29 protein-coding genes are annotated in these 26,653 nt (G+C 68.4%); 17 read left to right on the top strand and 12 right to left on the bottom strand.

The genetic code is table 11. The features are described 5' to 3' along the window. A partial coding sequence (locus tag BM085_RS35855) for a serine/threonine-protein kinase (RefSeq protein ID WP_143121209.1) occupies window positions 1–955 on the bottom strand: 955 nt, incomplete at its 3' end. A 535-nt stretch (window positions 956–1,490) separates the two neighbouring features. Here BM085_RS35855 and BM085_RS35850 point away from each other — a divergent pair. From BM085_RS35850 to prfH, 7 genes are all read left to right on the top strand, one after another. Continuing rightward, window positions 1,491–2,024: a Pycsar system effector family protein gene (locus tag BM085_RS35850; protein WP_143121208.1), complete on the top strand. Its 534-nt coding sequence runs from the start codon at window positions 1,491–1,493 to the stop codon at window positions 2,022–2,024. A 9-nt stretch (window positions 2,025–2,033) separates the two neighbouring features. Next, window positions 2,034–2,720: a Crp/Fnr family transcriptional regulator gene (locus BM085_RS35845; protein WP_245789899.1), complete on the top strand. Its 687-nt coding sequence runs from the start codon at window positions 2,034–2,036 to the stop codon at window positions 2,718–2,720. 162 nt (window positions 2,721–2,882) lie between these two features. Then, window positions 2,883–3,566 carry a hypothetical protein gene (locus BM085_RS35840; RefSeq protein WP_093891230.1) on the top strand — a complete coding sequence of 228 codons (684 nt, stop codon included), beginning with the start codon at window positions 2,883–2,885 and terminating at the stop codon, window positions 3,564–3,566. Window positions 3,567–3,598: 32 nt separating this feature from the next. Next, window positions 3,599–5,500, top strand: coding sequence for a hypothetical protein (locus BM085_RS35835; protein ID WP_093891229.1), 1,902 nt, complete (start codon window positions 3,599–3,601; stop codon window positions 5,498–5,500). After that, window positions 5,488–6,303: a hypothetical protein gene (locus tag BM085_RS35830; RefSeq protein ID WP_093891228.1), complete on the top strand. Its 816-nt coding sequence runs from the start codon at window positions 5,488–5,490 to the stop codon at window positions 6,301–6,303. The genes BM085_RS35835 and BM085_RS35830 overlap by 13 nt, the downstream gene beginning before the upstream one ends. A 923-nt stretch (window positions 6,304–7,226) precedes the next feature. Continuing rightward, window positions 7,227–8,366 (top strand): RNA ligase RtcB family protein, encoded by a 1,140-nt coding sequence (locus BM085_RS35825; RefSeq protein WP_245789898.1) that lies wholly within the window; start codon window positions 7,227–7,229, stop codon window positions 8,364–8,366. Next, on the top strand, window positions 8,363–9,022 hold the full coding sequence (gene prfH / locus BM085_RS35820) for a peptide chain release factor H (RefSeq protein WP_093891226.1): 660 nt from the start codon (window positions 8,363–8,365) through the stop codon (window positions 9,020–9,022). The genes BM085_RS35825 and prfH overlap by 4 nt, the downstream gene beginning before the upstream one ends. A 209-nt stretch (window positions 9,023–9,231) precedes the next feature. Here prfH and BM085_RS35815 read toward each other — a convergent pair whose 3' ends face one another. Beyond that, window positions 9,232–10,254: a hypothetical protein gene (locus tag BM085_RS35815; RefSeq protein ID WP_093891225.1), complete on the bottom strand. Its 1,023-nt coding sequence runs from the start codon at window positions 10,252–10,254 to the stop codon at window positions 9,232–9,234. A gap of 354 nt (window positions 10,255–10,608) precedes the next feature. On the opposite strand from BM085_RS35815, the gene BM085_RS35810 reads away from it, so the two are divergent. Together BM085_RS35810 and BM085_RS35805 are read left to right on the top strand one after the other, a co-directional pair. After that, window positions 10,609–10,905, top strand: a complete 297-nt coding sequence (locus BM085_RS35810) for a nucleotidyltransferase family protein (RefSeq protein WP_093891224.1) — start codon at window positions 10,609–10,611, stop codon at window positions 10,903–10,905. 13 nt (window positions 10,906–10,918) lie between these two features. Continuing rightward, on the top strand, window positions 10,919–11,110 hold the full coding sequence (locus BM085_RS35805) for a HepT-like ribonuclease domain-containing protein (RefSeq protein WP_143121206.1): 192 nt from the start codon (window positions 10,919–10,921) through the stop codon (window positions 11,108–11,110). 21 nt (window positions 11,111–11,131) lie between these two features. Here BM085_RS35805 and BM085_RS35800 read toward each other — a convergent pair whose 3' ends face one another. The 5 genes from BM085_RS35800 to BM085_RS35780 form a co-directional block, all read right to left on the bottom strand. Continuing rightward, window positions 11,132–13,090: a S9 family peptidase gene (locus BM085_RS35800; protein ID WP_093891222.1), complete on the bottom strand. Its 1,959-nt coding sequence runs from the start codon at window positions 13,088–13,090 to the stop codon at window positions 11,132–11,134. A gap of 195 nt (window positions 13,091–13,285) precedes the next feature. Continuing rightward, window positions 13,286–13,699, bottom strand: a complete 414-nt coding sequence (locus BM085_RS35795; RefSeq protein WP_177245441.1) for a nuclear transport factor 2 family protein — start codon at window positions 13,697–13,699, stop codon at window positions 13,286–13,288. 201 nt (window positions 13,700–13,900) lie between these two features. Next, entirely contained in the window at window positions 13,901–14,233 is a 333-nt protein-coding gene (locus tag BM085_RS35790) for a cupin domain-containing protein (protein ID WP_093891220.1), read from the bottom strand. Further along, on the bottom strand, window positions 14,230–15,180 hold the full coding sequence (locus BM085_RS35785) for an LLM class F420-dependent oxidoreductase (RefSeq protein WP_093891235.1): 951 nt from the start codon (window positions 15,178–15,180) through the stop codon (window positions 14,230–14,232). Before BM085_RS35785 ends, BM085_RS35790 begins: the two co-directional genes overlap by 4 nt. A gap of 2 nt (window positions 15,181–15,182) precedes the next feature. Continuing rightward, window positions 15,183–15,968, bottom strand: a complete 786-nt coding sequence (locus BM085_RS35780; protein ID WP_093891219.1) for an ABC transporter ATP-binding protein — start codon at window positions 15,966–15,968, stop codon at window positions 15,183–15,185. Window positions 15,969–16,219: 251 nt separating this feature from the next. Between BM085_RS35780 and BM085_RS35775 the strand changes: the two genes are divergently transcribed. Then, on the top strand, window positions 16,220–17,251 hold the full coding sequence (locus BM085_RS35775) for an ABC transporter substrate-binding protein (protein ID WP_093891234.1): 1,032 nt from the start codon (window positions 16,220–16,222) through the stop codon (window positions 17,249–17,251). A gap of 116 nt (window positions 17,252–17,367) precedes the next feature. Next, entirely contained in the window at window positions 17,368–18,201 is an 834-nt protein-coding gene (locus tag BM085_RS35770) for an ABC transporter permease (protein WP_093891218.1), read from the top strand. Window positions 18,202–18,530: 329 nt separating this feature from the next. On the opposite strand, the gene BM085_RS35765 is transcribed toward BM085_RS35770, so the two are convergent. Both BM085_RS35765 and BM085_RS45505 read right to left on the bottom strand, forming a co-directional pair. Beyond that, window positions 18,531–19,076: a hypothetical protein gene (locus BM085_RS35765; protein WP_143121205.1), complete on the bottom strand. Its 546-nt coding sequence runs from the start codon at window positions 19,074–19,076 to the stop codon at window positions 18,531–18,533. A gap of 117 nt (window positions 19,077–19,193) precedes the next feature. Continuing rightward, window positions 19,194–19,466: a hypothetical protein gene (locus BM085_RS45505; protein ID WP_093891216.1), complete on the bottom strand. Its 273-nt coding sequence runs from the start codon at window positions 19,464–19,466 to the stop codon at window positions 19,194–19,196. 337 nt (window positions 19,467–19,803) lie between these two features. Between BM085_RS45505 and BM085_RS35755 the strand changes: the two genes are divergently transcribed. From BM085_RS35755 to BM085_RS35745, 3 genes are all read left to right on the top strand, one after another. Further along, window positions 19,804–20,619 carry an NAD(P)H-binding protein gene (locus BM085_RS35755; protein WP_093891215.1) on the top strand — a complete coding sequence of 272 codons (816 nt, stop codon included), beginning with the start codon at window positions 19,804–19,806 and terminating at the stop codon, window positions 20,617–20,619. A gap of 54 nt (window positions 20,620–20,673) precedes the next feature. Next, window positions 20,674–20,841 carry a pyridoxamine 5'-phosphate oxidase family protein gene (locus BM085_RS35750; RefSeq protein ID WP_245789897.1) on the top strand — a complete coding sequence of 56 codons (168 nt, stop codon included), beginning with the start codon at window positions 20,674–20,676 and terminating at the stop codon, window positions 20,839–20,841. A gap of 251 nt (window positions 20,842–21,092) precedes the next feature. Further along, complete coding sequence (locus tag BM085_RS35745) at window positions 21,093–21,905, top strand: aldo/keto reductase (RefSeq protein ID WP_093891214.1); 813 nt, start codon at window positions 21,093–21,095, stop codon at window positions 21,903–21,905. 36 nt (window positions 21,906–21,941) lie between these two features. On the opposite strand, the gene BM085_RS35740 is transcribed toward BM085_RS35745, so the two are convergent. Then, the gene (locus BM085_RS35740; protein ID WP_093891213.1) at window positions 21,942–23,252 is read right to left on the bottom strand and encodes a GH1 family beta-glucosidase; all 1,311 of its coding nucleotides are present in this window, start codon (window positions 23,250–23,252) and stop codon (window positions 21,942–21,944) included. A gap of 71 nt (window positions 23,253–23,323) precedes the next feature. Between BM085_RS35740 and BM085_RS35735 the strand changes: the two genes are divergently transcribed. Further along, complete coding sequence (locus tag BM085_RS35735; protein WP_031158690.1) at window positions 23,324–23,980, top strand: TetR/AcrR family transcriptional regulator; 657 nt, start codon at window positions 23,324–23,326, stop codon at window positions 23,978–23,980. 178 nt (window positions 23,981–24,158) lie between these two features. On the opposite strand, the gene BM085_RS44890 is transcribed toward BM085_RS35735, so the two are convergent. Both BM085_RS44890 and BM085_RS35730 read right to left on the bottom strand, forming a co-directional pair. Next, the gene (locus BM085_RS44890) at window positions 24,159–24,308 is read right to left on the bottom strand and encodes a hypothetical protein (protein ID WP_177245440.1); all 150 of its coding nucleotides are present in this window, start codon (window positions 24,306–24,308) and stop codon (window positions 24,159–24,161) included. Further along, on the bottom strand, window positions 24,305–24,589 hold the full coding sequence (locus tag BM085_RS35730) for an aldo/keto reductase (RefSeq protein ID WP_245789896.1): 285 nt from the start codon (window positions 24,587–24,589) through the stop codon (window positions 24,305–24,307). The genes BM085_RS44890 and BM085_RS35730 overlap by 4 nt, the downstream gene beginning before the upstream one ends. 91 nt (window positions 24,590–24,680) lie before the next feature. Here BM085_RS35730 and BM085_RS35725 point away from each other — a divergent pair, with 91 nt between their 5' ends. Together BM085_RS35725 and BM085_RS35720 are read left to right on the top strand one after the other, a co-directional pair. Then, window positions 24,681–25,043 (top strand): MerR family transcriptional regulator, encoded by a 363-nt coding sequence (locus tag BM085_RS35725; RefSeq protein WP_342742926.1) that lies wholly within the window; start codon window positions 24,681–24,683, stop codon window positions 25,041–25,043. Window positions 25,044–25,142: 99 nt separating this feature from the next. After that, entirely contained in the window at window positions 25,143–26,606 is a 1,464-nt protein-coding gene (locus BM085_RS35720; RefSeq protein WP_093891211.1) for a peptidoglycan D,D-transpeptidase FtsI family protein, read from the top strand. Window positions 26,607–26,653: the final 47 nt, after the last annotated feature.

Raw genomic sequence — 26,653 nt, 5'->3', positions numbered from 1 at the left:
GGTAGCGGTCGGGGTCGGCCTCGGCCAGCCGCCGGTAGATGGCGACCGCCTCCTGCTCCACGGGCAACTCTTCGGCGGCACGCGCTGGCTGGGACCGCCCCTTGTCGTCTGGGAGGGTCAGGTCGTCGGTGTAGCTGAGGGTGTCGGTGCGGGTCGCGGATTGTTGGTCAACAGATCGGCAGGACTGAGTGTCGGGCTTGGTGCCGGGGCCGGTCACGGTGGTGAGCAGGTCGCGGATCTGCGTGACGGATAGCCGGTTGGCGGGATCTTTGCGCAGCAGGCCATTCAGGACTTGCGCGAGCGGCCCGCCGCATTTGGGTGGTGCGGGGTCCTGGGTGGCGATGGCGATGAACAGTGCCCCGTGTGTGAGTGCGGTGAAGGGTGGGCGGCCTTCCACCGCCGCGTACAGGGTCGCGGCCAGTGACCACAGGTCCGAGGCGGGAGTGACGGTCTGGCCGGCTATCTGTTCGGGGGACATGTAGGCGGGCGTGCCCAGCACCGTGCCCGGGCGGGTTAGGGTGGCATCGCCCTCCACCGCGGCGATGCCGAAGTCGGTGAGGACGATCCGATCGCCCTCCAGCAGCACGTTGGCCGGTTTGACATCGCGGTGCACGATACGGTGCGAGTGTGCGGCCGACAGCGCCTCCAACATCGCCAACCCGATTGCGGCGATCTGCTGCTCGGGTAGGGCTTCCTGCTCGGTCAGCAGGTGCTCCAGAGACTGCCCGTGGATCAGCTCCATCACGATCCACGGGCGGCCATCCTCGCCCATCACCCGGTCGTAGACGGTGACGATTCCCGGGTGCCTCAGCCGGGCGGCGGCTCGGGCCTCCCGCTGCATCCGCGCGTACCACACGCGCCGTTCCTGCTCGGTGACCTGCTCGGGCACTCGCAGTTCCTTGATGGCCACCTCGCGTTCCAGGTCGGTGTCATAAGCGCGCCACACCACGCCCATCCCACCCTGCCCGATCCGCCCCAGTCTCCGGTACCGGCCCGCCAGCACACCCTCGCTATCCCAACCCACGACCAGAACATACCGTCAACGAACAGGCCAGGATCGGACTGATAAGGATTCGGCCACACGTCCAAGATGCTCGCTCGATAGCGGGTCATAGACCAAAATCCGGAACAGGTCGCCCGCTCCACGACGGTGCGGACCGCGGCCGACGGGAAGCTTGTCCTCCGACACGGGCGTCGCCGCAGGTAAGGCTGACTGCTGTACAGCACGGAAGTACAGCAACACTGCCGAACACCGCGGTTGCGTCTGCGGAGGTGGTGTACGCGGCTCAGCGACCACAATGGGTGAGCAGGAGTAGCGCGTCCGAGAACGGCAATAGCCGTATTCAGCACCAGCCGTTGATCGTCACGTAGAGTGCCGCCCAAAGGGTATTGAGAGCGTTCGTCATGAATCGGTCTTCGATATCCTTCGCCATCTCCACAGCCGGATGACTCAAGGTTCACTCACCCAGGGGGCACAGGTGTTCCGGTGGATGACCAGGGCGGTCGTGTCCGTACCGCCGTCGCAGGACCATGATGCGCAGGCGCGTATTCATGGTGTCCAACTGTTCGCCGAAGCCCGTGAAGAACTCAATCGAGCAGACACGAAGGCGCAAGTACTTCTCGGTGTCGCGGGGCTAGGCATCGGCGCGGTTGCCGGTGGCCTGCTCGCGGGAAACTGGTCGCCGCTGAAGTTGCACGCGGGTTTGCAATGGCTGTGGTGGGTGGGGGCAGTGTGCGCGCTCGCGGCCTTGGTCTGCCTGGCGAGCGCGGTATACCCGCGTATCACAAAGCGCGCGCTCGGTATCGCCTACTTCGGTGACATCGGGCGGTACGGCTCCACGGTAGAAATCGCCAATGCGCTGCGCAACCACGATAACGATGATCTGACCGGGCTGGCCGAGCAGATCCGAGCGGTCAGCGTGATCGTCACCAGGAAGTACCTGCTCATCCGGTGGGGTTTCTGGCTGCTTCTGATCTCTATCGGGTCGACGGTCGGCTCGGCGGTGATCCAACTAGCCCTTTGACACGCTCGTGTGGTTGCCAAAACGGTGTACTCGACGTACGCATGGATCATGCGGCCCTTCTCCCAGCCCGTCTGGCATTCTCTGATCGAGAGTGGTACGCCGTGCCGGTACGAAGCCGGGGACGTGCTCCTGCGGCAGGGCGCACAGGGCAGTCACGTGCTAGTGCTGACTTTTGGTCAGGTCAAGGTGATCCGCCTGGAGCCGGACGGCAGTGAGCTCCTGCTGGCCGTACGAGGGGCGGATGACCTGCTGGGAGAGCTGGCCGTCTTGGATGGCGGAGAGCGGTCGGCGACTGTGTCCGCGCTGACCATGTGCTTGGCCTACGCGGTGCCGGCCGAGCGTTTCCACAGAATCGTCCGTCAGTTCGATCTGCACGGGATGCTGATCCGCCGCGCGATCCGCCGTCTGAGAGAAGGGGAGGACGTCCGGGCGGACCTGGCGGGGTTGCCCGCCGTCGCGCTTGTAGCGCGAACTCTGCTGCGGTTGGCAACGGGACTGGAGGTACCGCTCTCCCAGAGCGATCTGGCAGCAGCGACGGGGCTCTCAAGGTCGGCGGTGGCCGCCGAACTGGCTGCGTTGCGGCGGGCGGAAATCGTCGCCACCGCGCGCCGGCGCATGGTCATCCAGGATTTGGCTGCGCTTCGGGCAACGGCCTGGGATGAACGTCCAATTCTGGACAGTCGCTCGGAAAGTTGAATGCCATCGTGTAGCCAGTCATCAGGATCTGCCATGACAGGAGGCACCACAGTGATTCCCGATGCGGGCAGTCATCCGCTGCCGCCCTACCGTGGGCTACTGGCGGTGGACGTCGTCAGGTTCACCGACAATCGAGATAGGTATCTTCCTGAACTGAGTGCGATGATCCCCGATGTCCTGGAGCAGGCGTTCGCGCGATGTGGTCAAGATCGCATCTGGCAGGAGAAGCGCTTCCCCGAGTTGCCGGGTGACGGGTATGTCTTCGGCATCGCACCGCGATACCTGCCGTTTCTGATCCACCCCTTCCTGGACAGTCTGCAGGCCACGCTATGGGAGCTCTCACCCTCGCTTCGCGCCCGCGACAGAGCCCTGACCATGAGGTTGAGGGCCGGCATCCATGTGGGACCCGTCTATGACCAGGACGACCCGCTGCGTGACCGCAAGGGGAAGACCACCAACGACGCCTTCAGGCTGCTCAATTCCGACCAACTGCGCGAGGTGATGGCCCACGCGGAGCCCGATGTCACCCTCGTCGGAGCGATCATCTCCGAGCGGGTCTTCCAGGATGTGGTCGAGGGTGGATATACCGCCGTTCACGCGAGTCAGTTCCGCCGCGTCGCCGCTGAGGTGCCGGAGAAGAACTTCAAGCAGCACGCCTGGATCTACGTGCCCCGCCTGACCTTCCCCGATGGGGCGCCGGGGACGGACGACCGTACGACGGGCAAATGGGACGGTAGAACGGACGGGCAGGCTGTCACAGGTGCTTCGACGGTCTTCCGCGAGCGGGTCGGACAGGCGTTCACCGGCGGAACGTTCCACGGCGACTTCAACTTCCGGGAGACGTGAGAGTGCGTCCAAGTGCTGAGTTCTACGAGCGAGTGGAAACGGCTATCGTCGACGGCACCTTCTACGGCGACTTCACTTTCAACCTGGGCAGGCTGATCGCCCCACGGCGGCTGGGCCAGGAAGAGGTCGCCAGAATGCGGGCGGTATACGTGCCGCGCGGCGACACTCTCTCACGGGCCGTCGTGGCGGCTCGCGATACAGGAGCCGTCGTCTTGTGCGCCCACCCGGGGAACGGTCGGCGCATCACCGCGGTGAATGTGGCAGCCGGTCTCGAATTGTCCCCCGAGTGGCTGGTCATCGATGAGGACGACGTCCGTGCCTCGCTGCACTGCAAGAAGCGCAGAACCTACCTGCTGAATCTGCAGGAGAGCGCCCCGGAAGTGCTCCCCGCCCTGGGAAGAGAACTGGCGGGTTACATCGTGCGCTTGCGTGAGGTCGGCTCCTGTCTGGTCGTGCTCGCCACGGAGCACGAGCTGGGGACGCTCGACCTCGCCGTCCAACCCGAGACCGTCAAGTTGAGGGCGAGCGACCCGCGTGAAGTGTTCCTGGCGCACCTGGCCCGGTGGCGTTCACGAGAGGAGTGCCAGGCATGGGCGGCCGACGACCGGATCGGCGGCATCCTGTCCGGCGCCTCTTCGCAGGACGCGGTGAGGCTCACCGAGCACGTGCACGAATCAGGACATCGGACGCCGCAGGAAGGGATACAGGAGGTCCTCGCCGCCTACCACAACTGGGAGAAGGAGCTCAGAAGCTGGTTCGAGACCACCCAAGCACCGGAGCAGGGATACCGGCGTGCCCTCCTGCTGTCGGTCGCCGCGATGGAAGGTTCGCCCGTGGCGAAGGTCTTCGACGCGGCCGACATGCTGTGCGCGACCGTCGGCATTCCGTACCCTTCGGGCCGAGGCTTGATCGGTCCGGGCGTCAACGCTCATCTGCAGGACGTCGACGCGAGGTACGTGAACGGGCAGGTGGAGTTCACCCGTCCCAGATACGGCGTGGCCGTACTGGATCACGTGTGGGAGGACCGACCCTTCTTCAAGGATCATCTGACCGACTGGCTCAGGGAACTGCGCGATGATCAGCCCGCCGCCATCCTTCTGCGCCTGGCGATGCGGCACAGCCTGCCGGATCTGGTGGTGGAGACGGTCCAGCAGTGGTCCGGACAGGATCCGGAGCGAGCGGTCAGGATTCTGACGGTCGCGGCGATGAGTGACGAACTCGGCCGCGCGGTGCGCAGCAGGATGTACGTGTGGGCGCGGAACGGGAACCAGGAGTCACTTCATCTAGTGGTGGCGGCGGTCTGCGGAGGTCCGCTGGCCGACGGGTTCGACCGGATCGCGTTCACCCGCCTGAAGCATCTGGCCGGCCGTGACTCCGAGCGGGTCGAAGCCTCGGTTCTCGACGCACTAGCCCGGCTTGTCACCCGCCCGCGACTGCGCGTTCCAACGGTGATGGAGGTCGTGAAGTGGGTCGAGACCGCAGGACGTGCCCGGCGCACCGGCCTGCGTGCTTTCGTGGGGTTGGCGGCCCTGCGCTCGCCTGAAGGGCGCCTGGTGCTGATGCCGCACTCGCCGCGAGAGGAGACGCTCATCGACACCCTCGCCGACGGATGGCGGGCGGCCCTCCGTGACCCCGAGAGCGCCGATACGGCCAAGAAAGCGGCGGTCGTCTGGTTGGAAGAGGTCGTCCGAGGCGACGCCGACAGCGAGGTCATCTGCCGAGTTCTGGCCAAGGCGTGTAGATCCAGCATGGACGTCGGTGTGCTCGCGCCCCTTATCTGGCACTGGGCACGCACCGCCCCGGAGGACGGTGTCGACCGCGAGAGCCTCTGTATCGAGCTGATGCGACGGATCGGTGAAGCGGACAGTCTCACCTCCGGTATCTCACTGCTGGGCGCCTACGACGTCGAGGAGACGACCGAGTGGGATTCCTAGACTGGCTGGAAACGCTTCTGGCTCGCAGGCATCGGGGTGACTCCGTCCCGCACCATACAGAGCTCGCGCAGGTGCTGCGCAGCGAGCGGGAGAACCGGGAATTCCGGGCGCGAATCACGCTCACATGGCTCCTGCCCTGGGGAACGGAACTGCCCGTCGATATCGAAACCTCGGTGTGTGACAGACTTATCGTGGCCGCCAGTCAGGCGGCCACGCCGTTCTCGGTGCTCCACCGGGAGGAGGCGGAGAGCGCGGTCAACCTGGCGCTGGGCCGTGTCGAGACCCATCCATACTTCCGCCGAGCACGTGCGGTGCTCGGCGTCGAGGCCGAGGTGGTCGAGTTCGCCCGTCAGCAGATGGCGAGAGATCTGGAAACCGAACGGCATCGAATGGCGCAGCAGGCCGAGGTCACCCGGCTGACGGCCCTGCGGGACACGATGTTGCGGGATGGCTCCATCGCACGGCTGTGGTGGCTCCAATCGGATCCGAAAAAGCTGATGGAGCTGGTGAAACACGGGGACGAGTTTGAGAAGGCCATCAACCTGGTCTCCAGCGGCCACGGCACGCAGCCGAGCGCGCCAGGAGTGGGGGAGACGTCCGTGGCCGAGCTCATCGAGCTCTTCCTGGCGGAACTGGGACCGGAACATCGCCGACTCCTGATTCACCAGTTGAACAGGGTCTTCCGAGGTTATGAGCGTCCAGAACTGGCGGATCGGCTGGTCGCGACGTCTGGTGACGGTGTTGCGGAGCCATCACCGGATAGCGATCACGGAAACGGAAGGTATCTCGGAGGCGTTCCGTAGTCCCAGGCAGTGGGAGTTCTGCCGGCTAAGGCGGGTCAGCTGCTGCGCTCGTCCAGGACCACCCGGATCTACGAGAGCAGGGCACACCCAGGGCACATGGGCACGAGAAGCACTACGAAACGATGAGAAGCAGTAAACGCCAAAAGCCCAGATCAGAACGCCTTTCAGGCGATCACCGCAGGTCAGCAACCATGACGGATCAGATCTCGATGTTCTGAAGCCGGGAGAAGGCGACCGCGGCTCGAAGGTGAGGCGCCCCCAGTCGAAGATCCTGATCATCGACCAGTGGAACACGCCGGGCCTGTCCACGATCCTCAAAAACGCGACCTGGAGCTGAGGATCCCGCGATCGCCGGCCCGACCGGCGCGGGCAGGCAGGCACGTCGCGAAGCCGTCTCCGAGGACGCCGGGAAGGAACGGCCCGGCGTCCAAGCGCGCGGAGCGGACCCGTCCGTAACGATATGAGCCAGGACAAGATCCACTAGACGGACCTGTCAAGCATGTCCTGGGACTGCACTGTCAAACATCAGCCGAAGTAGGACAGAGCCACAGGCTCCGCCGGATGAGAATTTTCTCGTGCGCCCCGAGTGCGGAAAGGGGGCGCCGTAGGAGACCTCTGGAAGTGGTGCTGCGCAGGTGATGCAGGCTGTGGCCCTTCGGCGTCGCCCTGCGGGGTGTCCGCGGTCATGGAAAAGCGGGCCGGCCCCACACGCACGTGGCCGTTGACAAAACCGCTTGCCTCACGTGGTGGGCTCAGGGAACGTGGTGTCCATGACGCTCTGACGGACAGCACCCCGCCACTCCGAGATGCCACGGCGCTGACGCGCCCCGCAACGCTGTCAGCCCATACCCCTTTAAGGGAAGAGAACCTTTTTGTCTCAGCAACACTTTCGGCAGGAGTCCCCGCTGCCGTCCACCACGGCCGTGAGTTCGGCCACCGTCACCGTGTTCGCCTCCCCCACGAGTTGGATCGAGTCCGACGCCCTCGCGCAGTGCCACCAGGTTGCCGCCCTCGACGGCATGACGCACGTCGCCGCCATGCCGGACCTGCACCCCGGCAAGGGCGCCCCCATCGGCGCCGCCATGGCATCGACCGTGCTGTACCCGTTCCTGGTGGGCTCCGACATCGGTTGCGGCATCGCCGTGTTCCCCATGAAGCTCAAGCGCGCCGTACCCGAGAAGCTCGCCGCCCGCTTCCCCGACCTCGATCGCGCGCTGGATCCCGAGCGGGACGCCGACGACCCGGCCTGGGCCGTTGTGAAGGGCGATATCCCCGCTGGTCACGTCGAGGGCCTCGGGACGGTCGGCAGGGGCAATCATTTCGTCGAGCTGGCGCGGATCGGGACCGTCTTCGAGCCGGGCCACGCGAGCCGTCTCGGACTCGCCGGCGGCGACCTGGTTCTTATCGTCCACAGCGGCTCCCGGGGGCTGGGCGAACGGATCCTGCGGGCGCATACCGCGCTCCACGGCGCGGGCCCCGCCCCTGATCCCGGCGCCTACCTGGCGATGCATGACGACGCCGTACGCTGGGGATCGCTCAACCGGCGGTTGATGGCCGCCCGGGTCGCCCATGCTCTGGGGGCCGAGCCCGCCGAGCCGCTCGTCGACCAGTGCCACAACCTGGTCGAGGTGCGCGACGGGGTCTACCTGCACCGCAAGGGGGCGGCGCCGGGTGACGGCCGCGACGTGCTCATCGCCGGTACGCGAGGCACCCCCTCCTATCTCGTGGCCGCCCACGCCGGGCCGGACGCCAACCATTCCGTCGCGCACGGCGCGGGCCGCAAGATGTCGCGTGCGGACGCCCTGCGCCGGGGCCGGGCCAAGCACACGGTCGAGGAACTGCGCCGCACGCCGGTGGGCTCGCTGGTGGTGTGCGGAGACCGTCAGCTGCTCTTCGAGGAGGCGCCGACGGCCTACAAGCGCATCGAGCAGGTGATCACCGACCTCGTCGACCATGACCTGGCCACGCCCGTGGCCACCACGGTCCCTCTGGTCACCTACAAGACACCCGATCTCGGATCCGCACCCCAGCGGGACCAGCGCCGCAAGCGAGGCCGGCAGTGAGCGTCCACCTGCTCCTGTCGGCCGGGCGTGGCCCGCAGGAGTGCGCCTGGGCGCTGGCCCTGCTGCTGCGCCGCCTGGAATCCGACGCCACCCGGCAAAATCTGGAGACCCGTCGGGCCGAGACCGTTCCCGGTGACCGGCCCGACACCTACCGATCGGTCCTGATCCGGATATCGGGAACCGGCGCCGAGGCGTTCGCCGCCTCGTGGACCGGAACCCTGTGCTGGCAGGCCCCCAGCCCATACCGGGCCGGCACAGGCCGGAAGAACTGGTACGTCATCGCCCGACCGTGCCAGGTCGACACCCCGCGCACGACGTTCGCGGAGGCGGACGTCGACATCGTCGCCTGCCGCACCGGCGGCCCCGGCGGTCAACATCGAAACAAGGCCAGCACGGCGGTACGGGCGACCCACCGGCCCTCGGGGATCGTCGTCGTGGTCGACACCGAGCGGCAGTTCAGCCTCAACCGGCGCATCGCCATGCGGCTGCTGCGACAGCGCATCGAGGAGGGCGACGAGACGGCAGGGCGTGCCGTCACCACCGCCCGCTGGCGCGTCCACGATGAGCTCGTACGCGGCAACCCCACCCGTATCGAACGTCCGGAAACGCCGAAGCAGGACCTGGCTTCGCAGGAACAGACGCGCCGACGACCGTGACAGCCCACCCGACCATGCCCTACCGCGGAAGGAGAATCGCACCCGACAGTATGCGAATCGCCAGGGCAAAAGCACGCGCGGTGCGGACCTGCCGTGTCGTGCCGTTCGGCTTCGAACTCGGTACGGGGTGCGCACGTACGTGTCCAATCGCCGCCTTGCCCGAGCACGGGGCGGCGGGCACCTTCAAGAGGACCTACGGGTTCACCCATTCAGAACGTGACGAATCCGTACAGCGCGAGATGGTTCGACTTCGTGCTGCCTACCGTGTGGCCGATGCTCGACGGTTGCACGGCGCCCTTGACGAACAGGTAGTCGATCTTCCTGGAGCCGGAGGTCGCCTCCGTTCCGTAACCGGTCATGCCGAAGCCGCCGAGCGTTGCCGGGGCGATGCCCGTGCGATTGGCGTCGATCCCGATCACGCGGATCGTTGACGCGTTCAGCAGGCTCGTGGCGTCCGCACCGATATGGATGCCGGATTTCGCGATGCCCGCGGAGCCCGCACCCGCGCAGGCGTTCGCCCCGTTCTGTTCCGGGAGGTGCATGGTCGCGGCGAACACCGGCGTTCCCGTCGCCTTGATGGTGAACTTCGCGGCGATGGCGCTCGTGCGCTTCCACTTGTGTTCGTCGGCGCTGCTCGCGTCGTTGCTCGGCGGCTTGTACAGCGTGCATCCGGCCCCATCGCGGTAGGACGTTCCGGGCTTCAGCCAGCCCGCGCTCCAGTACTTCGAGATGTCGCCCGCCGTGAGGCTCAGCGTTCTGGTGTTGTAGAGGATCCCGTTGGTCTGCTTCTTCTTCAGGTCGCCGAGTGATTGCTGGCTGCATTTGTGCGTGCCGCCCCACACCTCGGGGTCGTCCCAGGCCACGATCGCCTTGTAGGTGCCTGCTGGATAGCCGAACTTGGCCGAGAGCTGATCGGCGTACGCCGTGGCCTGTCCGGTGCCACGTACCTGTTGCACGATCAGGAGGTCGGGTGCCTGCACGCCTGAGGTGCCCGTTTTGCCGTTGTCGTCGACCAGCATCGACGTGAGGTGGTCCGGACCCGAGATCCGGGTGCACGAGCCGTCGGCGTTGTTCCTGACCAGATTCTCGATGTTGTTGTTGTAGACCCGTAAGACGCGATCTGCCGTGGTCGTGGGTGCTTCGTGTGCCTGCGCGGCCGAGGGGGCGGCTGTGGTGAGCGCGGCGGTCGCCACCAGCGCTATCGCGCCAATAGAGCGATAATCGAATGACATTGCCGCAGACTAGCGATTCTCCCAGGTTTGTGATGGTTAATGAGGCGAGCGCGACAGGTGGCGGACGGTGGTCTCGTCCTCACCCGAGGAGACGCTGCGGCGAATGGATACGGTCATGCATGTCCGTGGCGCGAGGAACTCGGTGAAACGCTGGTCGCGGCGGTCGGGGCGCTCTCCGGAACGGCCGGGCCGACCGGGTCCGCGAAGGCGGTGCCGACCCCGGAGGTCAGCACATTCTCCTCTTTGCACCAGACGGCTTCAGAGACCTCTGATCTTCGGGAATCATGCCTTTTTTGACGGCATCACATCTCCTGGCATCGCGGTTGAGGTGAAACCCTGGGAATCAGGGGGGCCATGAGTGTTGACTTCACGACCGTCCACGCGCAGTTGGTCAAGCTGTGCGAGAGATACGAGATTGCCGAGTTGGCTGTTTTCGGCTCGGTTGCTCGTGGCGAGGACGGAGACGACAGTGATGTTGACCTCCTCTATGTTCTGAAGCCTGACAGCAACATCGGGCTTGAGTTCTTCCAGTTCCAGGAGGAATTGGAAGGTCTGCTGGGCCGTAAGGTCGATGTGGTCTCCAAGGAAGGTCTCCACTGGGTCATCCGCGACCAGGTTCTTACCGACGCCCGGGTGCTGTATGCAGCGTGAGGGCCTGTATCTGGTGGACATCGTGGAAGCCGCCAGGAAGATCGCTTCATACCTCGAAGGCGTCTCACCTGAGGTATGGGCTGCTGACTCGATGCGCCGCGACGCAGTCATATGGCAGCTTTCCATCATCGGTGAGGCTGTCGGAGGGGTCTCGGACGAGACCCGAGCTTTGAGCTTCCCCCTGCAGGACGGACACCTCGTCTGAGTCGACGGCGGCACGGCTGGGTCAGATCCGGTTCTGATCCGATGCCGGGTCACCGAGCCATCGGTCGAACCACTCGCGAGTACGCCGGAGTCGATCGATCTGGTGGTTGCGCTCCCTGATCGCGTGTCCCTCTCGCGGGTAGACGACGAACGCGTGCTCGACGCCGAAGTGACGCAGCGCGCGATGGAAGAACGTCGCCTGGCCGAGCGGCACATTCGTGTCGTTCTCCCCGTGCAGGATCAAAACCGGGGTGCGGATCTTCGAGGCGAACGAGATCGGGCTGAGCCGGTCGTGGTGGTGCGGGCCGGGCCCCTCCCAGCCGCGACTGCCGCTGAGCCCGGAGTCATAGGTTCCCAGTTCACCGGTCGCCTGTTGCATTCCCCAGTCGCTGATCCCGGCGCCCATCAGTGCGGCCTTGAACCGGTCGGTCTGCCCGATCGCCCACGCGGCCATGAATCCGCCATGGCTCCCTCCGCCGATTCCGAGCCGATTCGGATCCGCGACCCCGTCAGCGATCAGCAGGTCGATCCCGCTGATGATGTCGGTCCATTCGTCCATGCCGACCTGGCCCGCGACCGCCGCCGCGAACTCGTGGCCATGTCCCGTACCGCCTCGCGGGTTGGGCAGGAAGACCGCGTATCCCGCGGTCGCGAGCCACTGCCCCGAGGGGTAAGAGCCGAGATTGAACTCGTCGGCGTATCGATCATCGGGACCGCCGTGCACCAGGGTGATGAGCGGGAACGGGCCGTCCTGTCGGCGCTTGCCGACAGGCAGGATCAAGAGCCCGTCAAGGTCGAGTCCGTCGGATGCCTTGTAGGAGAGTCGTTCCTGGGTTCCCCACCTGATCTGGCGCAGCTCCGGCCTGGTGTCGCTGAGCCGGACCAGCCGACCGCCGGGAGGGCCGGCGTGAACGTCCATCGGCTCGTAGGCCGTGCTCGCCAGCGCGGCGACCACCTCACCCGAGCGGCTCACCGTGAGCGAATCGACAAGGCCGTCCCGCGTGGACACACGCCCGAAGCGCTGCAGGCCGGGATCGAGCCGGTAGATCGCGGTGTCGAGCCCGTCGGCGAACAGCGCCAGCGGCGGGCCGTCCGCGACCTGCACCAACTCGGTCGGGCAGACGGCCATGCCCGCGGTCAGGTTGCGATGCTCGCCCGCGGTATCGGCCGCGGGTACGGTGACGTCGAAGACGGCCAAGCCGCCGACCGGGCCGGGCGGGGTCACCGCCAGGTAGGCCACACGCCAGGTGTCGTGAAGGCTCCACCAGGTCGGCGAGGACGCCTCGAATTCGATCCGGCCGAGATCGTGAACCGCACCGGTCCCGGGATCGACCACGTGCAACTCGGCAGTGGAAGTGCCGGGATCGATCTCCGGGCAGGCCCAGCTGATGACCGCCAAAGGGCCGCCGTCCGGTCGCTGGACCACCTCGACGACATGCCTGTCGCCGAGTCCGTCCACCACCCGGAGCTGGAGAGTGTCAAGGTCGAGCAGCCGTAACCGGCTGTAGGGCACCCGCTCTCCCCACACCATCGCGTCGTCGCGCTCGATCTTCCTGTGCTCGTCCTCCTCGGTCGGTTCGTCCTCGGCGACCACAGCGACCATGTGGGCGTCGCCGAGCGGGAGATGATCGGAGATCCCGCCCTTCCAAGCGGTCAGGGTCTCGGGCTCCCCGCCGTCGAGCGATATCCGGTGTAGCTGGCGGACGCCCCGCTCCATCCGATCCGACCCGAAGAAGAGCGACGTCGAGTCCGGCGCCCATCGCGGGACGGAGTCGTTCGCCGTCCCCGCGGTCAGCTTCCTGGGGGGTGAGCTCCCGTCAGCGGCGGTGACCCAGAGTGCGCTGGTCGGGTGCTCTTCCCGCCTTCCGGTCGTGGTGACCGCGTAGGCGACCCAGCGACCGTCCGGGGAGATCACCGGATGCAGGGGCACGGCGCTGTCCACGATCAGCTCAGCATTCAACTCCGGTGCGCTTCCACTCATGCAGAATGCCCTTCCGTTCCTGCCATATCGGGATACGGATCATGCCAGTTCTCATGTGAACTGGCATGAAGGGCAGGGCACGCTCGGGGCACATGGGCATGAGAAGCAGCGCGAAACGATGACAATCACTGAAAGCCGAAAGCCCGGCTCACAACGCCTTCCAGGAGGTCACCGAAGGTCGGTCATCATGACGGCTCACATCTCGATGTTCTGAGCCGCGCCCGTGGATGCGGTCTCGCCGGAGCCCTGGGCCAGGTAGACGGGGGCGAGGTCGACGAATATGCGGTAGTCGGTGATCAGGCCGTCGTCGCGGGTGCGCCAGATCGACACGGCTACGACGCTGGCGTCCCTGCCGTCGAGCCGCCGATAGGTCACCTCGGTCTCGGCGATGATGTCGGCGTCCACCTGCCAGTTCCTGACGATCCGGTGCCGCAGGCCGCCGATGGTGGAGAAGAACGCCCGCAGCCCGGCGGCGATGGCCTCACGTCCCGCCATCGGCTCGGCATTGCCGAACGCCAGCGTGGCGTCCTCGGCCAGCAACCGCACGAACTCGCCGGGGTCGAAGGAGTCGACTGACTGGAAAACGCGTCGCACCGCATCGTCGGTCACGCCGATCCTTCCCCACACGGCCGGGATCACTGGTGGGGACGATACGGGGCGGCGGGCGACGCGCAACTATCGCCAAGGTGGGTATCCCATCGCCGCAAGGCCCGCCGAAGCTCACCGCAAGGCCCGTCGCGGATCGCCGCAGGGCCCGTCGAAGATCTCCGAACCTGTGGCGCGACATGGTGGCCGGGCCCGGCCGGAGCGTCAGCGCGCCGGCGGTTGCTTCAGCTCCACGAGCCGGGCCAGATAGGTGGTGTCCCCGACATTGGTCAGCATGTGGGTCGCGCCCGGCTCCCGGAAGACGACGCCGCCGCTCGGTTCCTCGGCGTCGATCCGGGTGCCGTCCACAGTCTGAACGACGTTCTTCGCGCCCTGTACCGCGACGACGAGGTACGGGTGGTCGTGCCGATGCAGCGGCTGGCGCTCGCCGGGCTCCAGCCGGATGTGCCAGACCCGGACCCGGTCGTTCTCGTAGACGATCTCCTGGCCGACCGGACCGAGTTCCGGGTCCGCCGGGTCGATCTCAGCCGCGCTCATCGCTCCCCCTCCAGGTACGGCAGTACTTCGGCGGCGATCAGCTCCAGGTGATCGAGGTCCGCCATGTCGATCAGGCGCAGGTGTATCCGGGTGGCGCCGATCGCGGCGAATTCGCCGATCCGCTCGACGAGCTGTGCGGGCGAACCGATCACCGGGTCCTCCGGAGGCAGCGCGCTCGGCACGTGCAACGGATCGGCCCGGTGCCGGGCTTCGGCGTCGTCACGTCCGATCGCGACGACGACGCCAGCCGAGAGCACCAGCGGGGCGCGGCCGGTGCCGGCCCGGCCTGTCCGCTCACTGTCCTCGACGACACGCTCGTACGCTTCGGCGGTCTCCGCCACGCTCTTGAACGGCATGTTGAACTCGTCCGCGTAGCGGGCGGCCAGCTCGGGGGTGCGCTTCGGCCCGCGGCCACCGACGATGATCGGCGGGCCGGGCACCTGCACCGGCTTGGGCAGGGCGGGTGCGTCGACCAGCCGGTAGTGGTCGCCGCGGTGGCTGAACCGGCCTCCGGCCGGGGTCGCCCAGAGCCCGCTCACGATGGCAAGCTGCTCCTCCAGGCGGTTGAAGCGTTCGCCGAGCCCGGGGAACGGGATGCCGTACGAGGTGTGCTCCCGCCCGTACCAACCCGCGCCGATGCCCAGCTCGACCCGGCCGCCGCTCATCTGGTCCACCTGTGCGACGATCAGCGCCAGCGGCCCGGGCAGCCGGAAGGTCGCCGAGGTGACCAGTGTGCCGAGCCGGATCCGGGAGGTCTCCCGGGCGATGCCCGCCAGCGTCACCCAGGCATCCGTCGGGCCGGGCTGACCGCCGTCGGGCTCCATCGACTGGTAGTGGTCCGCGCGGAGGAAGCCCTCGAACCCGCTGTCCTCGGCCAGCCGGGCCATCCGCAGTTGGTCGTCGTAGGTGGCGCCGCGATGGGGCTCGGTGAAGACACACACGCGCACGCTCATCGTCCTCCTTCCCCGGCGGCCACCGGAGTGTCGCGCTCCATCAGCAGTTCGTGCAGGTCCGCGCTGCACCGGGCGACCTGTTCCAGGTGCGCGTTACGGCCCAGGCTGCGTGGTCGCGGGATGCCGATGTCGACCACCTTGCGGATCCGGCCCGGCCGTGGGCTGAGCACCACCACCCGGTCGGCCAGCAGCACCGCCTCGTCGATGGAGTGGGTGACGAAGAGGATGGTGGCCGAGCTCTCCATGTGCAGGCGCTGCAATTCCACTGACAGCTCTTCGCGGGTGAGTGCGTCGAGTGCGGAGAACGGCTCGTCCATCAGCATCACCCGGGGATCGCCGATCAGCGATCGGCAGAGCGAGACCCGCTGCTGCATGCCACCGGAGAGCTCGTGCGGCAGGCGCTTCTCGAAGCCGCCCAGCCCGACCATGTCCAGCAGCTCCTGGGCGCGGTCGCGATGCGCGGCCCGCCGCCAGCCGAAGATCTCCGCCGGCAGCAGCACGTTGTCGAGCACCGACCGCCAGGGCAGCAGCGCGGGGCGCTGGAACAGCATCGCGATGTCGCGGCGGGCCTTGGTGACCCGCTTGCCCGCGACGGTGATCTCGCCTTCGGTGGCGGGTAACAGACCGGCGACAAGTCTCAGGAGAGTGGATTTCCCGCATCCCGATCGGCCGACGATCGCGACGAACTCCCCCTCTGTCACGTCCAGGTCGATGCCGCGCAGCGCCTCCACCGCGCCGGAGCGCCCAGTGAAAGTACGGGAGACACCAGCTAGTCGGATCATCGGGCAGGCTCCCCGTCCAGCGGGTGGTTCCACATTTCGCCAAGATTATCGGGAATGCCAGGTGAAAGGCATCCCCTGACAGGGAATCCCGGCCCGTTGCCGTTTCGCACCGTGAACGGCCGGCGCACTCATGGCGGTTTCCTCGTACGCTGTCCGCAAGGTTTCCGCACCCATGGTCCCGGCCCTGGGCCGTCCCGTTCGAATTCCCCCCGGTTGGTCGAGAACCGCCGGTCGAAAAGGAAACGGTGTTCATGAGAAGGCTCACCCGTACGGTCGCCGTCGTGACTCTGGCCGCCATGGTTGCCGCCGCGGCCGGCTGTGGAAGTTCGGATAATTCGGATAAACCTAATAATTCCTCCGCCAAGCCCTTGGAAAAAGTTACCTATCTGACGTCGTTTGGGAACTTTGGCCGTGATGCGTACGCATGGGTCGCGAAGGAAAAGGGGTTCTTCGCCGACGCCGGGTTCGAGGTGGACATCAAGCCCGGCGGCGGCACCGGCGACAACATCACGAAGGTCGAGGCGGGTGCGGCGATGTTCACCCCGGTCGATCTCACCGGTCTCCTGCTGGCCCGGGGCAACGGCGGAGCCAAGGGCGTCGTGACGGTGGCCGCCGTCCAGCAGAACACCATGGCCGCGATCATCAGTCTTGAGGGCAACCAGATCACCACCCCGAAGGACCTGGAGGGCAAGACGCTCGCCGACAGCCCCAGCTCGGTGGTGCGCAACCTGTTCCCCACGTACGCGAAGCTGGCCGGCGTCGACGCGACGAAGGTCAAGTGGGTCAACGGCCAGCCGGCGAACCTGATCGGCCTGCTGGCGGGCGGGTCGGTGGCCGGCATCGGCCAGTTCGTGGTGGGGAAGCCGACCGTGGAATCGGTCGCCAAGGGCAAGAAGGCGGTAGTGCTGCCGTACAGCGACGTGATGAGCGACCTCTACGGCAACGTGCTGATCACCTCGACGAAGATCGCCAAGGAGCATCCGGAGACGGTCAAGCGCTTCACCGCGGCGCTGATCAAGGGACTCGTCCACAGCGTCGACAACCCCAAGGAGTCGGGCGAGATCCTGCGGAAGAACGTCTCCGCCGCGGCGGCCGGGCCGGCCGCCGCCGAGGCCGAGCTGATGGCCGCGTTCGTCCGTCCGGCGGGTTCGGGCGCCGCGGCCGGCACGATCGACATGGACCGGGTCGCCCGCAGCATCGCGATCCTGCACGACGCCGGCGCGATCCCGGCCGGCCTGACCCCGGATCAGCTCATCGCCTCCGACCTGACGCCGACGTCCTGACCGTTCCGTCATCGACGGGTCCGTCCGCCGGTCCCACCGGCGGGCGGCCCCCTCGTTCCGTCGAGGTGGACAGACCGGACCGGATGAGGCCGGATGAGGAGGGTGGGAACCGTGACATGGCCGAGGTGAGCGAGGTCCGCCCCCCGGTACGCGCCGACGTGCCCCGGGACCGCCGTCTCGGTGGCGGGGCGGCGGCCACGGTGGTGTGGCCGGCTCTCGGGCTGGTGGTGACGATCACCGGCTGGTGGCTCGTCACCTCGGTGTTCCACCTTGTCCATCCGGCGGTACTGCCGCCGCCGCAGGAGGTGCTGACCGCGTTCGACGCGAGGTCGGCGGAGTTGCTCGGCGGGTTGGGCGCGACCACGCTGGAGACCGTGATCGGCTTTCTGCTCTCCTCGGTCGCGGGGATCGCGATCGGGATCGCGCTGGCCGGCTCGCGGGCGATCGAGCGGATGTTCTCGCCACTGCTGGTGGCGGTCAACGCGGTACCGAAGATCGCACTCGGGCCCCTGCTGGTCGTCTCCCTCGGCTGGGGGCAGCGGCCGATCCTGACCATGGTGTTCCTGCTCAGTTTCTTCCCGATCGTGCTCTCCACGGCGACCGGGTTGACCACGACCCCCGCCGATCTCGCCGAGCTGGCCAGGTCCCTGGACGCGTCGCGCTGGCAGACGTTCCGCAAGATACGGCTGCCGGCCGCGCTGCCGCAGATCTTCGTCGGCCTGAAAGTCGCCATGCCGCTGGCCGCGATCGGCGCGGTGATCGGCGAGTTCCAGGCCGGTGAGGGGGGCCTGGGCTACCAGATCGTGCAGTACAGCGGGGTCGCCGACAGCGCCACCGCATGGGCGGCGATCATCCTGGTCGGGATGATGAGCATCGTTCTCTACTCCGCCCTGGTGCTGGTGGAACGGCTGGCGTTGCCGTGGGTACCGGCCACCACGTCAGCCCGGTGAGCGCCGCCTTGACCGGCGGGGTGATCCGAATGGCGGGTGGCTCCCGGGGAACGTCGCGCGCTCTCACTTGATGATCTACCGGTGGCGCGCGGTGAACGGCATCTACGGGTGGCGCGCGGTGAACGGCATCTACGGGTGGCGGACGGTGAACGGCCGGGGGAGCGGGAGGAGACCGTCAGGCGGAAGCCCAGGTCATCGGTGTGATGGCCTGGGCTTCCGGGATCGGCGATTCGGTTTTCGGCCTGCTCTGCCTCACCCCGCGCAGCGCCTGCCGTCGTCGAAGGCCGGGAACCGCTGACTGGAGTGCTGCCCGCGGGGCCCGCCGTCCGTCAGGGGTGCTGGTAGGGCGGACGCGGCACCGGATACGGCTGCGGCACCGGATGCGGCTGCGGCACCGGGGGCCGCCACTGGCCCGGGTATCCGACCGGGTACGGCGGGCGCCACTGGCCCGGGTACCCCGGGTAACCCGGGTACGAGCCCGGGTACGGAGGCCGCCACTGGCCCGGGTACGAGCCCGGGTAAGGGGGCCGCCACTGGCCCGGGTAGCCACCGGGGTACGGCGGGCGCCACGGGCCCGAGCCGGGCACCGACGACACGGGCACGCAGTCGTACTGCGGGCACGGCGTGGTGAAGCACTGCTTGGGGGAGGGCACGCAGACGCGGCCCGGCCCGCAGTTGATCGCCGCGCACGGCGATCCGGGACTACAGGAACCAGCCGCCTGTACGGCCGGCGCGGAGGCGGTGCCCGCCCGCACCGCCGCGGTGGCCGGCGCCCCCTCCGCCCAGGCCGCGGTGGTGGCGGCCGGTGATCCGGCCGCCACCACCATGGCCAGTATCGGGATCAGTTTTCGGAGCATCTCTCCCCCAGTTTTCATGATCGATCCTGTCTCTCCGGCGATGCTCGCACCGGCCGTGCCTGCTAACGGCAAAATGACTCCCAGCAAGACGGATGGCTTGCCGGGAGTCAGCCGGCGGCGCTGTCGCGCGGGAGATCAGGCCTCGCGGAGGAGACGGGGGCGGCGATTCCCCACCGGGTAGCCGGTCGGCTGCGGCTCGAGATCGCCGTTGAGAAGGGCGGTGCCGAGGGGGGTAAGGGTGTGCGTCACCGCGGCGCCCAGCCGGGTGGCGGCGATCAGTCCCGCCTCGCGCGGCGTGCCGGCGTGGTCGGGGAAGGCGCCCCGTGGCGGCGCCAGGTGGCGGAGCAGGTGCAGGTGTTCCTGGGGCGTCCGGCCGGTGTGCGACCGTACGCAGGACGTCCGGATCATCGCGCGAACGTCCGCGGGGACGTCCGGTCACCCGTTCCAGGGGGTCCACGCCGCGTGACCCGCCCCGGACCGCCGGGACCGTCGGGATCGTCGGGGCCACCGCAGTGCCTGTGTGAGGACCGGGCCCCAGGGGCCGACCGTCCTCGCTCGCCGGCTTCGCCGTGGCCGGGCCGGCATGACCGACGTTCATCGAGTCAGTCATCCAACTTAAAGCGTGTGGACAGCCGAGCCGTCGTCGGCTAGTCTCGTCATTAAGTCAGTCAACTAACTAACTTGTTCGGGCGATCGAAGATCTCCCGGTGCGAGTGATGACATTCGGTAGCGAACGGAGCAGGTCATGATCGTGGTAACAGGGGCGACCGGGAACGTGGGGCGATCGCTGGTGCAGGCGCTGGCGGCGGCCGGCGAAAGGGTGACCGCCGTCTCCCGAGGCGCCTCGCAGGTGCCGCAGGGCGTATCGCATCGACAGGCCGACCTGGGAGAGCCCGAGAGCCTCAAGCCGGTGCTCGACGGGGCCGACGCGCTGTTCCTGCTGGTCGCCGGTGAGGACCCGCGGGGCATCGTGGAGGCCGCCGGCGCCGGCGGGGTCGGACGGGTGGTCCTGCTGTCCTCCCAGGGCGCCGGGACGCGCCCGGAGGTCTACCGCCACCCCCTGGCCTTCGAGGACGCCGTCCAGCGGTCAGGTCTGGACTGGACGATCCTGCGGCCGGGAGGCTTCGACTCCAACGCGTTCGCGTGGGCGGAGACGGTGCGCTCGCGGCGTACGGCCGCCGCGCCGTTCGGCGACGTCGGGCTGCCGTTCATCGACCCGGCCGATATCGCCGAGGTCGCGGCCGTGGTCCTGCGCGACGGCGGTCATGCCGGCCGTACGTACGAGCTCACCGGCCCGGCGTCGATCACCCCGCGCCGACGGGCGCAGGCGATCGGCGAGGCGCTGGGAGCGCCGGTGCGGTTCGTCGAGCAGAGCCGCGAGGAGGCCCGGGCGCAGATGCTGCAGTTCATGCCCGAACCGGTGGTCGAGGGCACCCTCGCCATCCTGGGCGAGCCGACGCCCGCCGAACAGCGGGTCAGCCCCCACGTCGAGCAGATCCTCGGCCGCCCGCCCCGCACCTTCGCCGAATGGGCGGCGCGCAACATCGCGGCCTTCCGGTGAACCACCCGGAGCGGCCTTCCGGAGTCGCCCGGAGCGGTCTTTCGGAGTCGGCCGGTGAGCGGCCTGCCGCCGGGCTCTTCCCGCACGGTGTCCGGCGATCCCCGGCGCGTGGCCGAGGGGGTGCGCCGTTACACCGGTCGCTACTGGTCGGCGCCGCCCGATCCGCCCGGCCGGGTGGTGGTCGAGATCGCGGTGGACCGCGTGATGAGTCTCAACAACTGATGCACATTCGACGGACCCGGCCCCGGGGCGATGATGGGGCCGATCGGGCTACACGGGTCGAAGGCGCGATTTTCACCGATCATGTAATGAAATTTCCCCGTATTGGTGATACGCGTGCCATGTCATGTGAACCCAGGCCCCGCCTGGGCATCCTCCGTAGTCGTATGGCGTAGCCGTACGGTCAAGTAACTAGCGTCTGCAACTGTTGCATACACTTTTATTTGCTGACGCTATCCATTGGAGGACCGCATATGATCACCCTGAACAACGGGGTCTCCATGCCGCAGCTCGGCTTCGGGGTGTTCCAGGTGCCCGAGGACGAGACCGCCCGGGCGGTGACCGGCGCGCTCGAAGCCGGTTACCGGAGCATCGACACCGCCGCGATCTACGGCAACGAGCGTGGTGTGGGCCGGGCGCTGGCCGACTCCGGCCTGCCCCGCGAGGAGCTGTTCGTCACCACCAAGGTGTGGAACAGCGACCAGGGCTACGACTCGACCCTCGCCGCCTTCGACGTGAGCCTCGCCAAGCTGGGGCTGGACCATCTCGACCTGTATCTCATCCACTGGCCCGCGCCGGCCAGGGATCTGTACGGCGAGACCTGGAAGGCGATGGAGAAGCTCCTCGCCGACGGCCGCGTCCGCGCGATCGGCGTGTCCAACTTCCAGCCCGCCCATCTGACCCGCCTCATCGACACCGGCGGCATCGTCCCGGTGGTCAACCAGATCGAGCTCCACCCGGCCCTGCAGCAGGCCGGGCTGCGCGACTTCCACGCCCGGCACGGCATCGTCACCGAGGCGTGGAGCCCGCTGGCCCAGGGGGCCGTGCTCAAGGACCCGGTGATCGTCGAGATCGCCGAACGGCACGGCAAGACCCCGGCCCAGGCCGTCCTGCGCTGGCACGTCCAGCTGGGAAACGTCGTGATCCCCAAGTCGGTCACCCCGGCGCGGATCAAGGAGAACATCGACGTCTTCGACTTCTCCCTCACCGGCGGCGACATGGAGGCGATCGCCCGGCTGGACGCCGGCACCCGCACCGGCCCGGACCCCGACACCTTCAACGGCTGAGGCCGGCGGGCGGGCACCGCCCGGGGCCCGGCCCTATCAGGTCCCGGCGTGCTCGGCGATCCGCTTCGCGAGCCAGTGGTAGGAGGCCTTCGGGGTGCGCTCCCCGGTGGCGAAGTCGACGTGGACCAGGCCGAAGCGCTGGTGGTAGCCCTCGGCCCACTCGAAGTTGTCCAGCAGGGACCAGACGTAGTAGCCGCGGACGTCCACGCCCTCGGCCCGCGCCCGCTCGACGGCCTCGATGTGACCGTCGAGGTAGGCGATCCGGGCCTGGTCGTCGACCACCCCGTCCGGGCCCGGCACGTCGGGCTGGGAGCAGCCGTTCTCGGTGACGTAGACGGGCGGCAGGGCGTCGCCGTACCGGGCCTTGAGGCCGGTCAGGAGTTCGCGCAGGCCGTCGGGGACGACGGGCCAGCCGAAGGCGGTGGTGGGGTGGCCGGTGACGCCGGCGTCGGTGAAGGGGAGTCCTTCGGCGGTGGGGGCCGCGATCCGGGTGGGGTTGTAGTAGTTGATGCCGATGCCGTCGAGGCGGGCGCCGATCAGGTCGAGGTCGCCGTCCTGGACGCAGTCGAGGGTCACACCGTATGCCGACAAATCCGGATATCGCCCGAGGAGTACGGGGTCGTTGAACAGCCGGTTGTGCAGGGTGTCGTAGGCGTCGGCGGCGGCGAGGTCGGCGGGGGCGTCGGAGGCGGGCCAGACGGGGGTGCAGTTGTTGGTGATCAGCACCTTCTCCGCACCCCGCTCGCGCAGGGCCGCCGCGGCCAGGCCGTGCCCGAGCAGCTGGTGGTGGGCCACCGGGAGCGCGTCCAGGAACAGGGTCCTGCCGGGGGCGTGGTTGCCCATGGCGTAGCCGAAGACCATGTGCACGAAGGGCTCGTTCAGGGTGATCCACATGGGGATCCGGTCGGCGAGCCGGTCGGCCACGGCGGCGGCGTACTCGGCGAACCGGTAGGAGGTGTCGCGGTTGAGCCAGCCGCCCTCGTCCTCCAGGGCCTGCGGCAGGTCCCAGTGGAACAGCGTGGCCGCCGGGACGATGCCCCTGTCGTGGAGCGCGTCCGTCAGCCGGTCGTAGAAGTCCAGGCCGGCCTGGTTGATCCGGCCCCGCCCCTCGGGCTGGACGCGGGGCCAGGCGATGGAGAAGCGGTAGGAATCCACCCCGAGCCCGGCCATCAGGGCGACGTCCTCGGGCCAGCGGTGGTAATGGTCGCAGCTCACGTCGCCGGTGTGCCCGTCGCGGACGCGGCCGGGCTCATGGGCGAAGGTGTCCCAGATCGACGGGCCCCGGCCGTCTTCGGCGACGGCACCCTCGATCTGGTAGGACGCGGTAGCCGTACCCCAAAGGAACATCCTGACCTCCCGTTGGCATGAGTGTGGCTCATGTTAGCCCTTGGGGGGTCCGGGTAGGGGATGATGGAGCGATGACGAACGTTTCCGGGGGGACGCTACGCCGCCGTCCCGCCCAGCGGCGCAGCCTGGAACGGGTCGAGCGCATGCTGGACGAGTGTGCGCGGCTGCTGGACGAGGCGGGTTACGAGGCGCTGACCACCAAGGAGGTCGCGCGCCGCGCGGAGGTGCCGATCGGCACCTTCTACCAGTTCTTCCCCGACAAGCAGGGGCTGGTGCGGGCGCTGGCGCTGCGCAACCTGGAGGCATTCCTCGGCCGGATCACCGCCAGGCTCTCGGCCGTGCAGCTGTCGGACTGGACCGAGATGGTGGATCTGGCGATCGACGAGTTCGTCGCGATGAAACGCTCGACGCCGGGCTTCGCCGTCGTCGACTTCGGCGAGGTGCTGCCCTCGCCGGGAGGCCCGGCGCTCAAGGGGACCGAGCGGATGCTCGACACCGCGCTGGAGAACAACGTCATCGTGGCCGACCGGCTCCGCGCGATCACCATCGAGCTGCTCGGGGCCCCGATCGGGCCGAGGCTGGACCGGGCGCTGGTCGTCGCGGTCGAGGCCGCCGACGCCGTGCTCAAGCTCGCCTTCCGCTCCCGGCCCGACGGCGACCCCGAGCTGATCGACGAGTGCAAGCGCCTGGTCCGCCGCTACCTGTCGGAGCACCTGCCCCAGGAGTGACCCCGCCCGGATCCACGTCACGCCCGCCCGGCTCATGTCCGGTCCCACGTCACGCCCGCCCGGCTCATGTCCGGTCCCACGTCACGCCCGCCCGGCTCATGTCCGGTCCCACGCCACGCCCGCCTGACTCGCGGAGTGCCCCGACAGCCCCGGCCCGCGAGGGACGTCGCCCTACCTCCTACCTCCGCCTGATCACGAAGAACCTCGCGGAGGCGATCCGCGCCCGCAGGGAAGGACGCGCTCCGGACCTCCTCGGCCGGGCGTTCTCGAAGCGCCACACGCCCAGCGGCGTGGGCGTCAGGAACCACAGCTCCTCCGGCCCCCTCATCGGACGGAGTCCAGCGCCCGGTCGCCGGGGACCGTCGGCCGGGCGCCGCACTTGGTGCTCGGCACGATCCGGTCGCGGTTGCCCCGCGCGGCCGGCCGTCGGCCGATGGCCGGCTCGCTCTCGTCGCCGGTCGCCCCCTCGTTCCAGAAGGGGTAGTTGCTCGCGGTGTCCAGCATCGCACCGCCGGCGTCGGCGAACCGGTCCAGGATCGCGAAAGTCGCCTTGTCGTCCAGGACGGCGCCGAACGGGATGGTGCCCAGGGCCAGGGGAAGGTGTGTCATGGGCACCACCATGCGAGATGGAGTGCACTCCAGGTCAAACAGGAATCTCCCGCTTGACCTGGAGTGTGCTCCAGGTGGGATGCTGCCAGGCGTGAGTGTGTACACGCCTGGCCAGGTGGTCGAGGAGACCGGCTTCAGCCTCGACACCCTGCGCTACTACGAGCGGATCGGTCTGCTGGAGCCGATCGGCCGCAACGCGGCCGGACAGCGCAGGTTCACCCAGGAGGACGTCGGCTGGCTCGGCACGATCCGCTGCCTGCGGGACACCGGGATGCCGATCGCGGAGATGCTCCGCTTCGCCGAGCTGGTCCGGAAGGGCGACCATACGATCCGCGACCGGATCGCGCTCCTCGAAGCCCACGACCGGCGGGTGGAAGCCCAGGTCGACAACCTGCGCGAGAAGCAGGCGGCCGTCCAAAACAAGATCAATTACTACCGGTCGGTGGTTGATTAGAAGCCGTACGGCCGCTTTGCCCCAGGCCGGTGCCCCCTTTTCGGTCTTGCTGTTAAACCGGTAAATCGGTGACCGGCAGCGCGATCGGGGGAGGGGCCCATGGCCGCACCACGCGCTCGCCGGATCAACATCCCGCTCCGGCACGTCGCCCTGGTGTGCGGGGCCATGCTGTTCGCCCTGCTCGGCAAGGTGACCTACATCCAGGCGCTCGACGCGGACCGGCTCAACGCGGACCCGCGCAACCGCCAGACGATGATCGCGCGGTTCGCCGGCCCGAGAGGCGAGATCCTGCTCCGCGACGGCACGGTCATCGCGACCAGCCGGGACAGCGGGGGCGCCGACTACAGATACCGGCGGGTCTACCCCGCGGGGCCGCTCTACGCGCCGGTGACCGGACACATCTCGCTCTACGGCGGAGCCGGCATCGAGAAGGCCGAGAACGCCGTGCTGTCCGGCAGGGATCCCCGGGTCAAGGTGCGCTCACTGGTGTACGGCACCGAGAGCGGGGCCACGCTCAAGCTCACCATCGACGGGCGGGCGCAGCGGGCCGCCTACGAGGCACTGCGCGCCACCGGGCTGCGCGGGGCCGTCGTCGCGATCACCCCCGCCACCGGCGCGATCCTGGCCATGGTCTCCCTCCCCTCCTACGACCCGAACCTCTACGCGACCTTCGACGCCGACCGGCTCGCCGGGATCGACAGACGGCTGCAGGCGGATCCCGGCCGGCCTCTGCTGAATCGGGCGATCCAGCAGAACTACCCGCCGGGATCCGCCTTCAAGATCGTCACGAGTGCGGCCGCGCTGACCTCGGGGAGGTACAGCCCGACCACGAAGGTCGGCGCCCCCGAGGCGCTCCGCCTCCCCGGCACCGACACCTACCTGCGCAACTCCGGCGGCACGGCCTGCGGCGACGGCAACCCGCCGCTGGCGTACGCGTTCAAGACCTCGTGCAACACGCCCTTCGCGAAGATCGGCATCGACCTCGGCCAGGACGTGCTGCGCGAGCAGGCCGAGGCGTTCGGGTTCGGCGCCGACGACCTCACCGTTCCCATGCCGGTGGCCAGGAGCGTGTATCCGCCGGAGATGGACCGGGCGCAGACCGCGATGTCGGCGCTGGGCCAGTTCGACGACCGGGCCACCCCGCTCATGATCGCGATGATCTCCGCGGCGGTCGCCAACGACGGCGTGCTGATGCGCCCCTACCTGGTGGAGGAGGTCCGCCTCGCCGACGGCACGGTGATCGACGAGACGGAGCCGTCGCGCTACCGCCAGACGCTCGACGAGCACGAGGCCAACCGGCTCACCGCGATGATGGTCACGGTCACCCGGCCCGGCGGCACCGGTACGGCCGCCGCCATCCCGGGTGTCGACGTGGCGGCCAAGACCGGCACCGCCGAGAACGCCGCCTCCGGGCAGGACCACGCGATCTTCACCAGCTTCGCCCCGGCGGCCGACCCCCGGGTGGCCGTGGGAGTCCTCGTGGAACACGGCGGTTTCGGCGGCCAGGTGGCGGCTCCCGTCGCGAAGGCCGTCATGCGGGCCGTGCTGGGGGACCGGGGCTGAGCGAGGCGCCGGGCCGAACGGGGATCGCGGCTGAATCGGGGGTGCGG

It is taken from the genome of Streptosporangium canum (assembly GCF_900113865.1).
GTDB classification, from domain to species: Bacteria; Actinomycetota; Actinomycetes; order Streptosporangiales; family Streptosporangiaceae; genus Streptosporangium; species Streptosporangium canum.
Note: the sequence above shows the minus strand (reverse complement) of the source record. Positions and strands in the feature narration are given on the sequence as shown.

Coding starts and splice junctions, on each gene's coding strand:
- BM085_RS35800 (WP_093891222.1), bottom strand. CDS start 13,090: ATGAGTGGAAGCGCACCGGAGTTGAATGCTGAGCTGATCGTGGACAGC.
- BM085_RS45505 (WP_093891216.1), bottom strand. CDS start 19,466: ATGATCCGGACGTCCTGCGTACGGTCGCACACCGGCCGGACGCCCCAG.
- BM085_RS35720 (WP_093891211.1), top strand. CDS start 25,143: ATGGCCGCACCACGCGCTCGCCGGATCAACATCCCGCTCCGGCACGTC.
- BM085_RS35780 (WP_093891219.1), bottom strand. CDS start 15,968: ATGATCCGACTAGCTGGTGTCTCCCGTACTTTCACTGGGCGCTCCGGC.
- BM085_RS35840 (WP_093891230.1), top strand. CDS start 2,883: ATGATCCCCGATGTCCTGGAGCAGGCGTTCGCGCGATGTGGTCAAGAT.
- BM085_RS35765 (WP_143121205.1), bottom strand. CDS start 19,076: ATGAAAACTGGGGGAGAGATGCTCCGAAAACTGATCCCGATACTGGCC.
- BM085_RS35810 (WP_093891224.1), top strand. CDS start 10,609: ATGAGTGTTGACTTCACGACCGTCCACGCGCAGTTGGTCAAGCTGTGC.
- BM085_RS44890 (WP_177245440.1), bottom strand. CDS start 24,308: ATGAGGGGGCCGGAGGAGCTGTGGTTCCTGACGCCCACGCCGCTGGGC.
- BM085_RS35735 (WP_031158690.1), top strand. CDS start 23,324: ATGACGAACGTTTCCGGGGGGACGCTACGCCGCCGTCCCGCCCAGCGG.
- BM085_RS35850 (WP_143121208.1), top strand. CDS start 1,491: ATGACCAGGGCGGTCGTGTCCGTACCGCCGTCGCAGGACCATGATGCG.
- BM085_RS35745 (WP_093891214.1), top strand. CDS start 21,093: ATGATCACCCTGAACAACGGGGTCTCCATGCCGCAGCTCGGCTTCGGG.
- BM085_RS35730 (WP_245789896.1), bottom strand. CDS start 24,589: ATGACACACCTTCCCCTGGCCCTGGGCACCATCCCGTTCGGCGCCGTC.
- BM085_RS35790 (WP_093891220.1), bottom strand. CDS start 14,233: ATGAGCGCGGCTGAGATCGACCCGGCGGACCCGGAACTCGGTCCGGTC.
- BM085_RS35815 (WP_093891225.1), bottom strand. CDS start 10,254: ATGTCATTCGATTATCGCTCTATTGGCGCGATAGCGCTGGTGGCGACC.
- BM085_RS35775 (WP_093891234.1), top strand. CDS start 16,220: ATGAGAAGGCTCACCCGTACGGTCGCCGTCGTGACTCTGGCCGCCATG.
- BM085_RS35755 (WP_093891215.1), top strand. CDS start 19,804: ATGATCGTGGTAACAGGGGCGACCGGGAACGTGGGGCGATCGCTGGTG.
- BM085_RS35740 (WP_093891213.1), bottom strand. CDS start 23,252: ATGTTCCTTTGGGGTACGGCTACCGCGTCCTACCAGATCGAGGGTGCC.
- BM085_RS35770 (WP_093891218.1), top strand. CDS start 17,368: ATGGCCGAGGTGAGCGAGGTCCGCCCCCCGGTACGCGCCGACGTGCCC.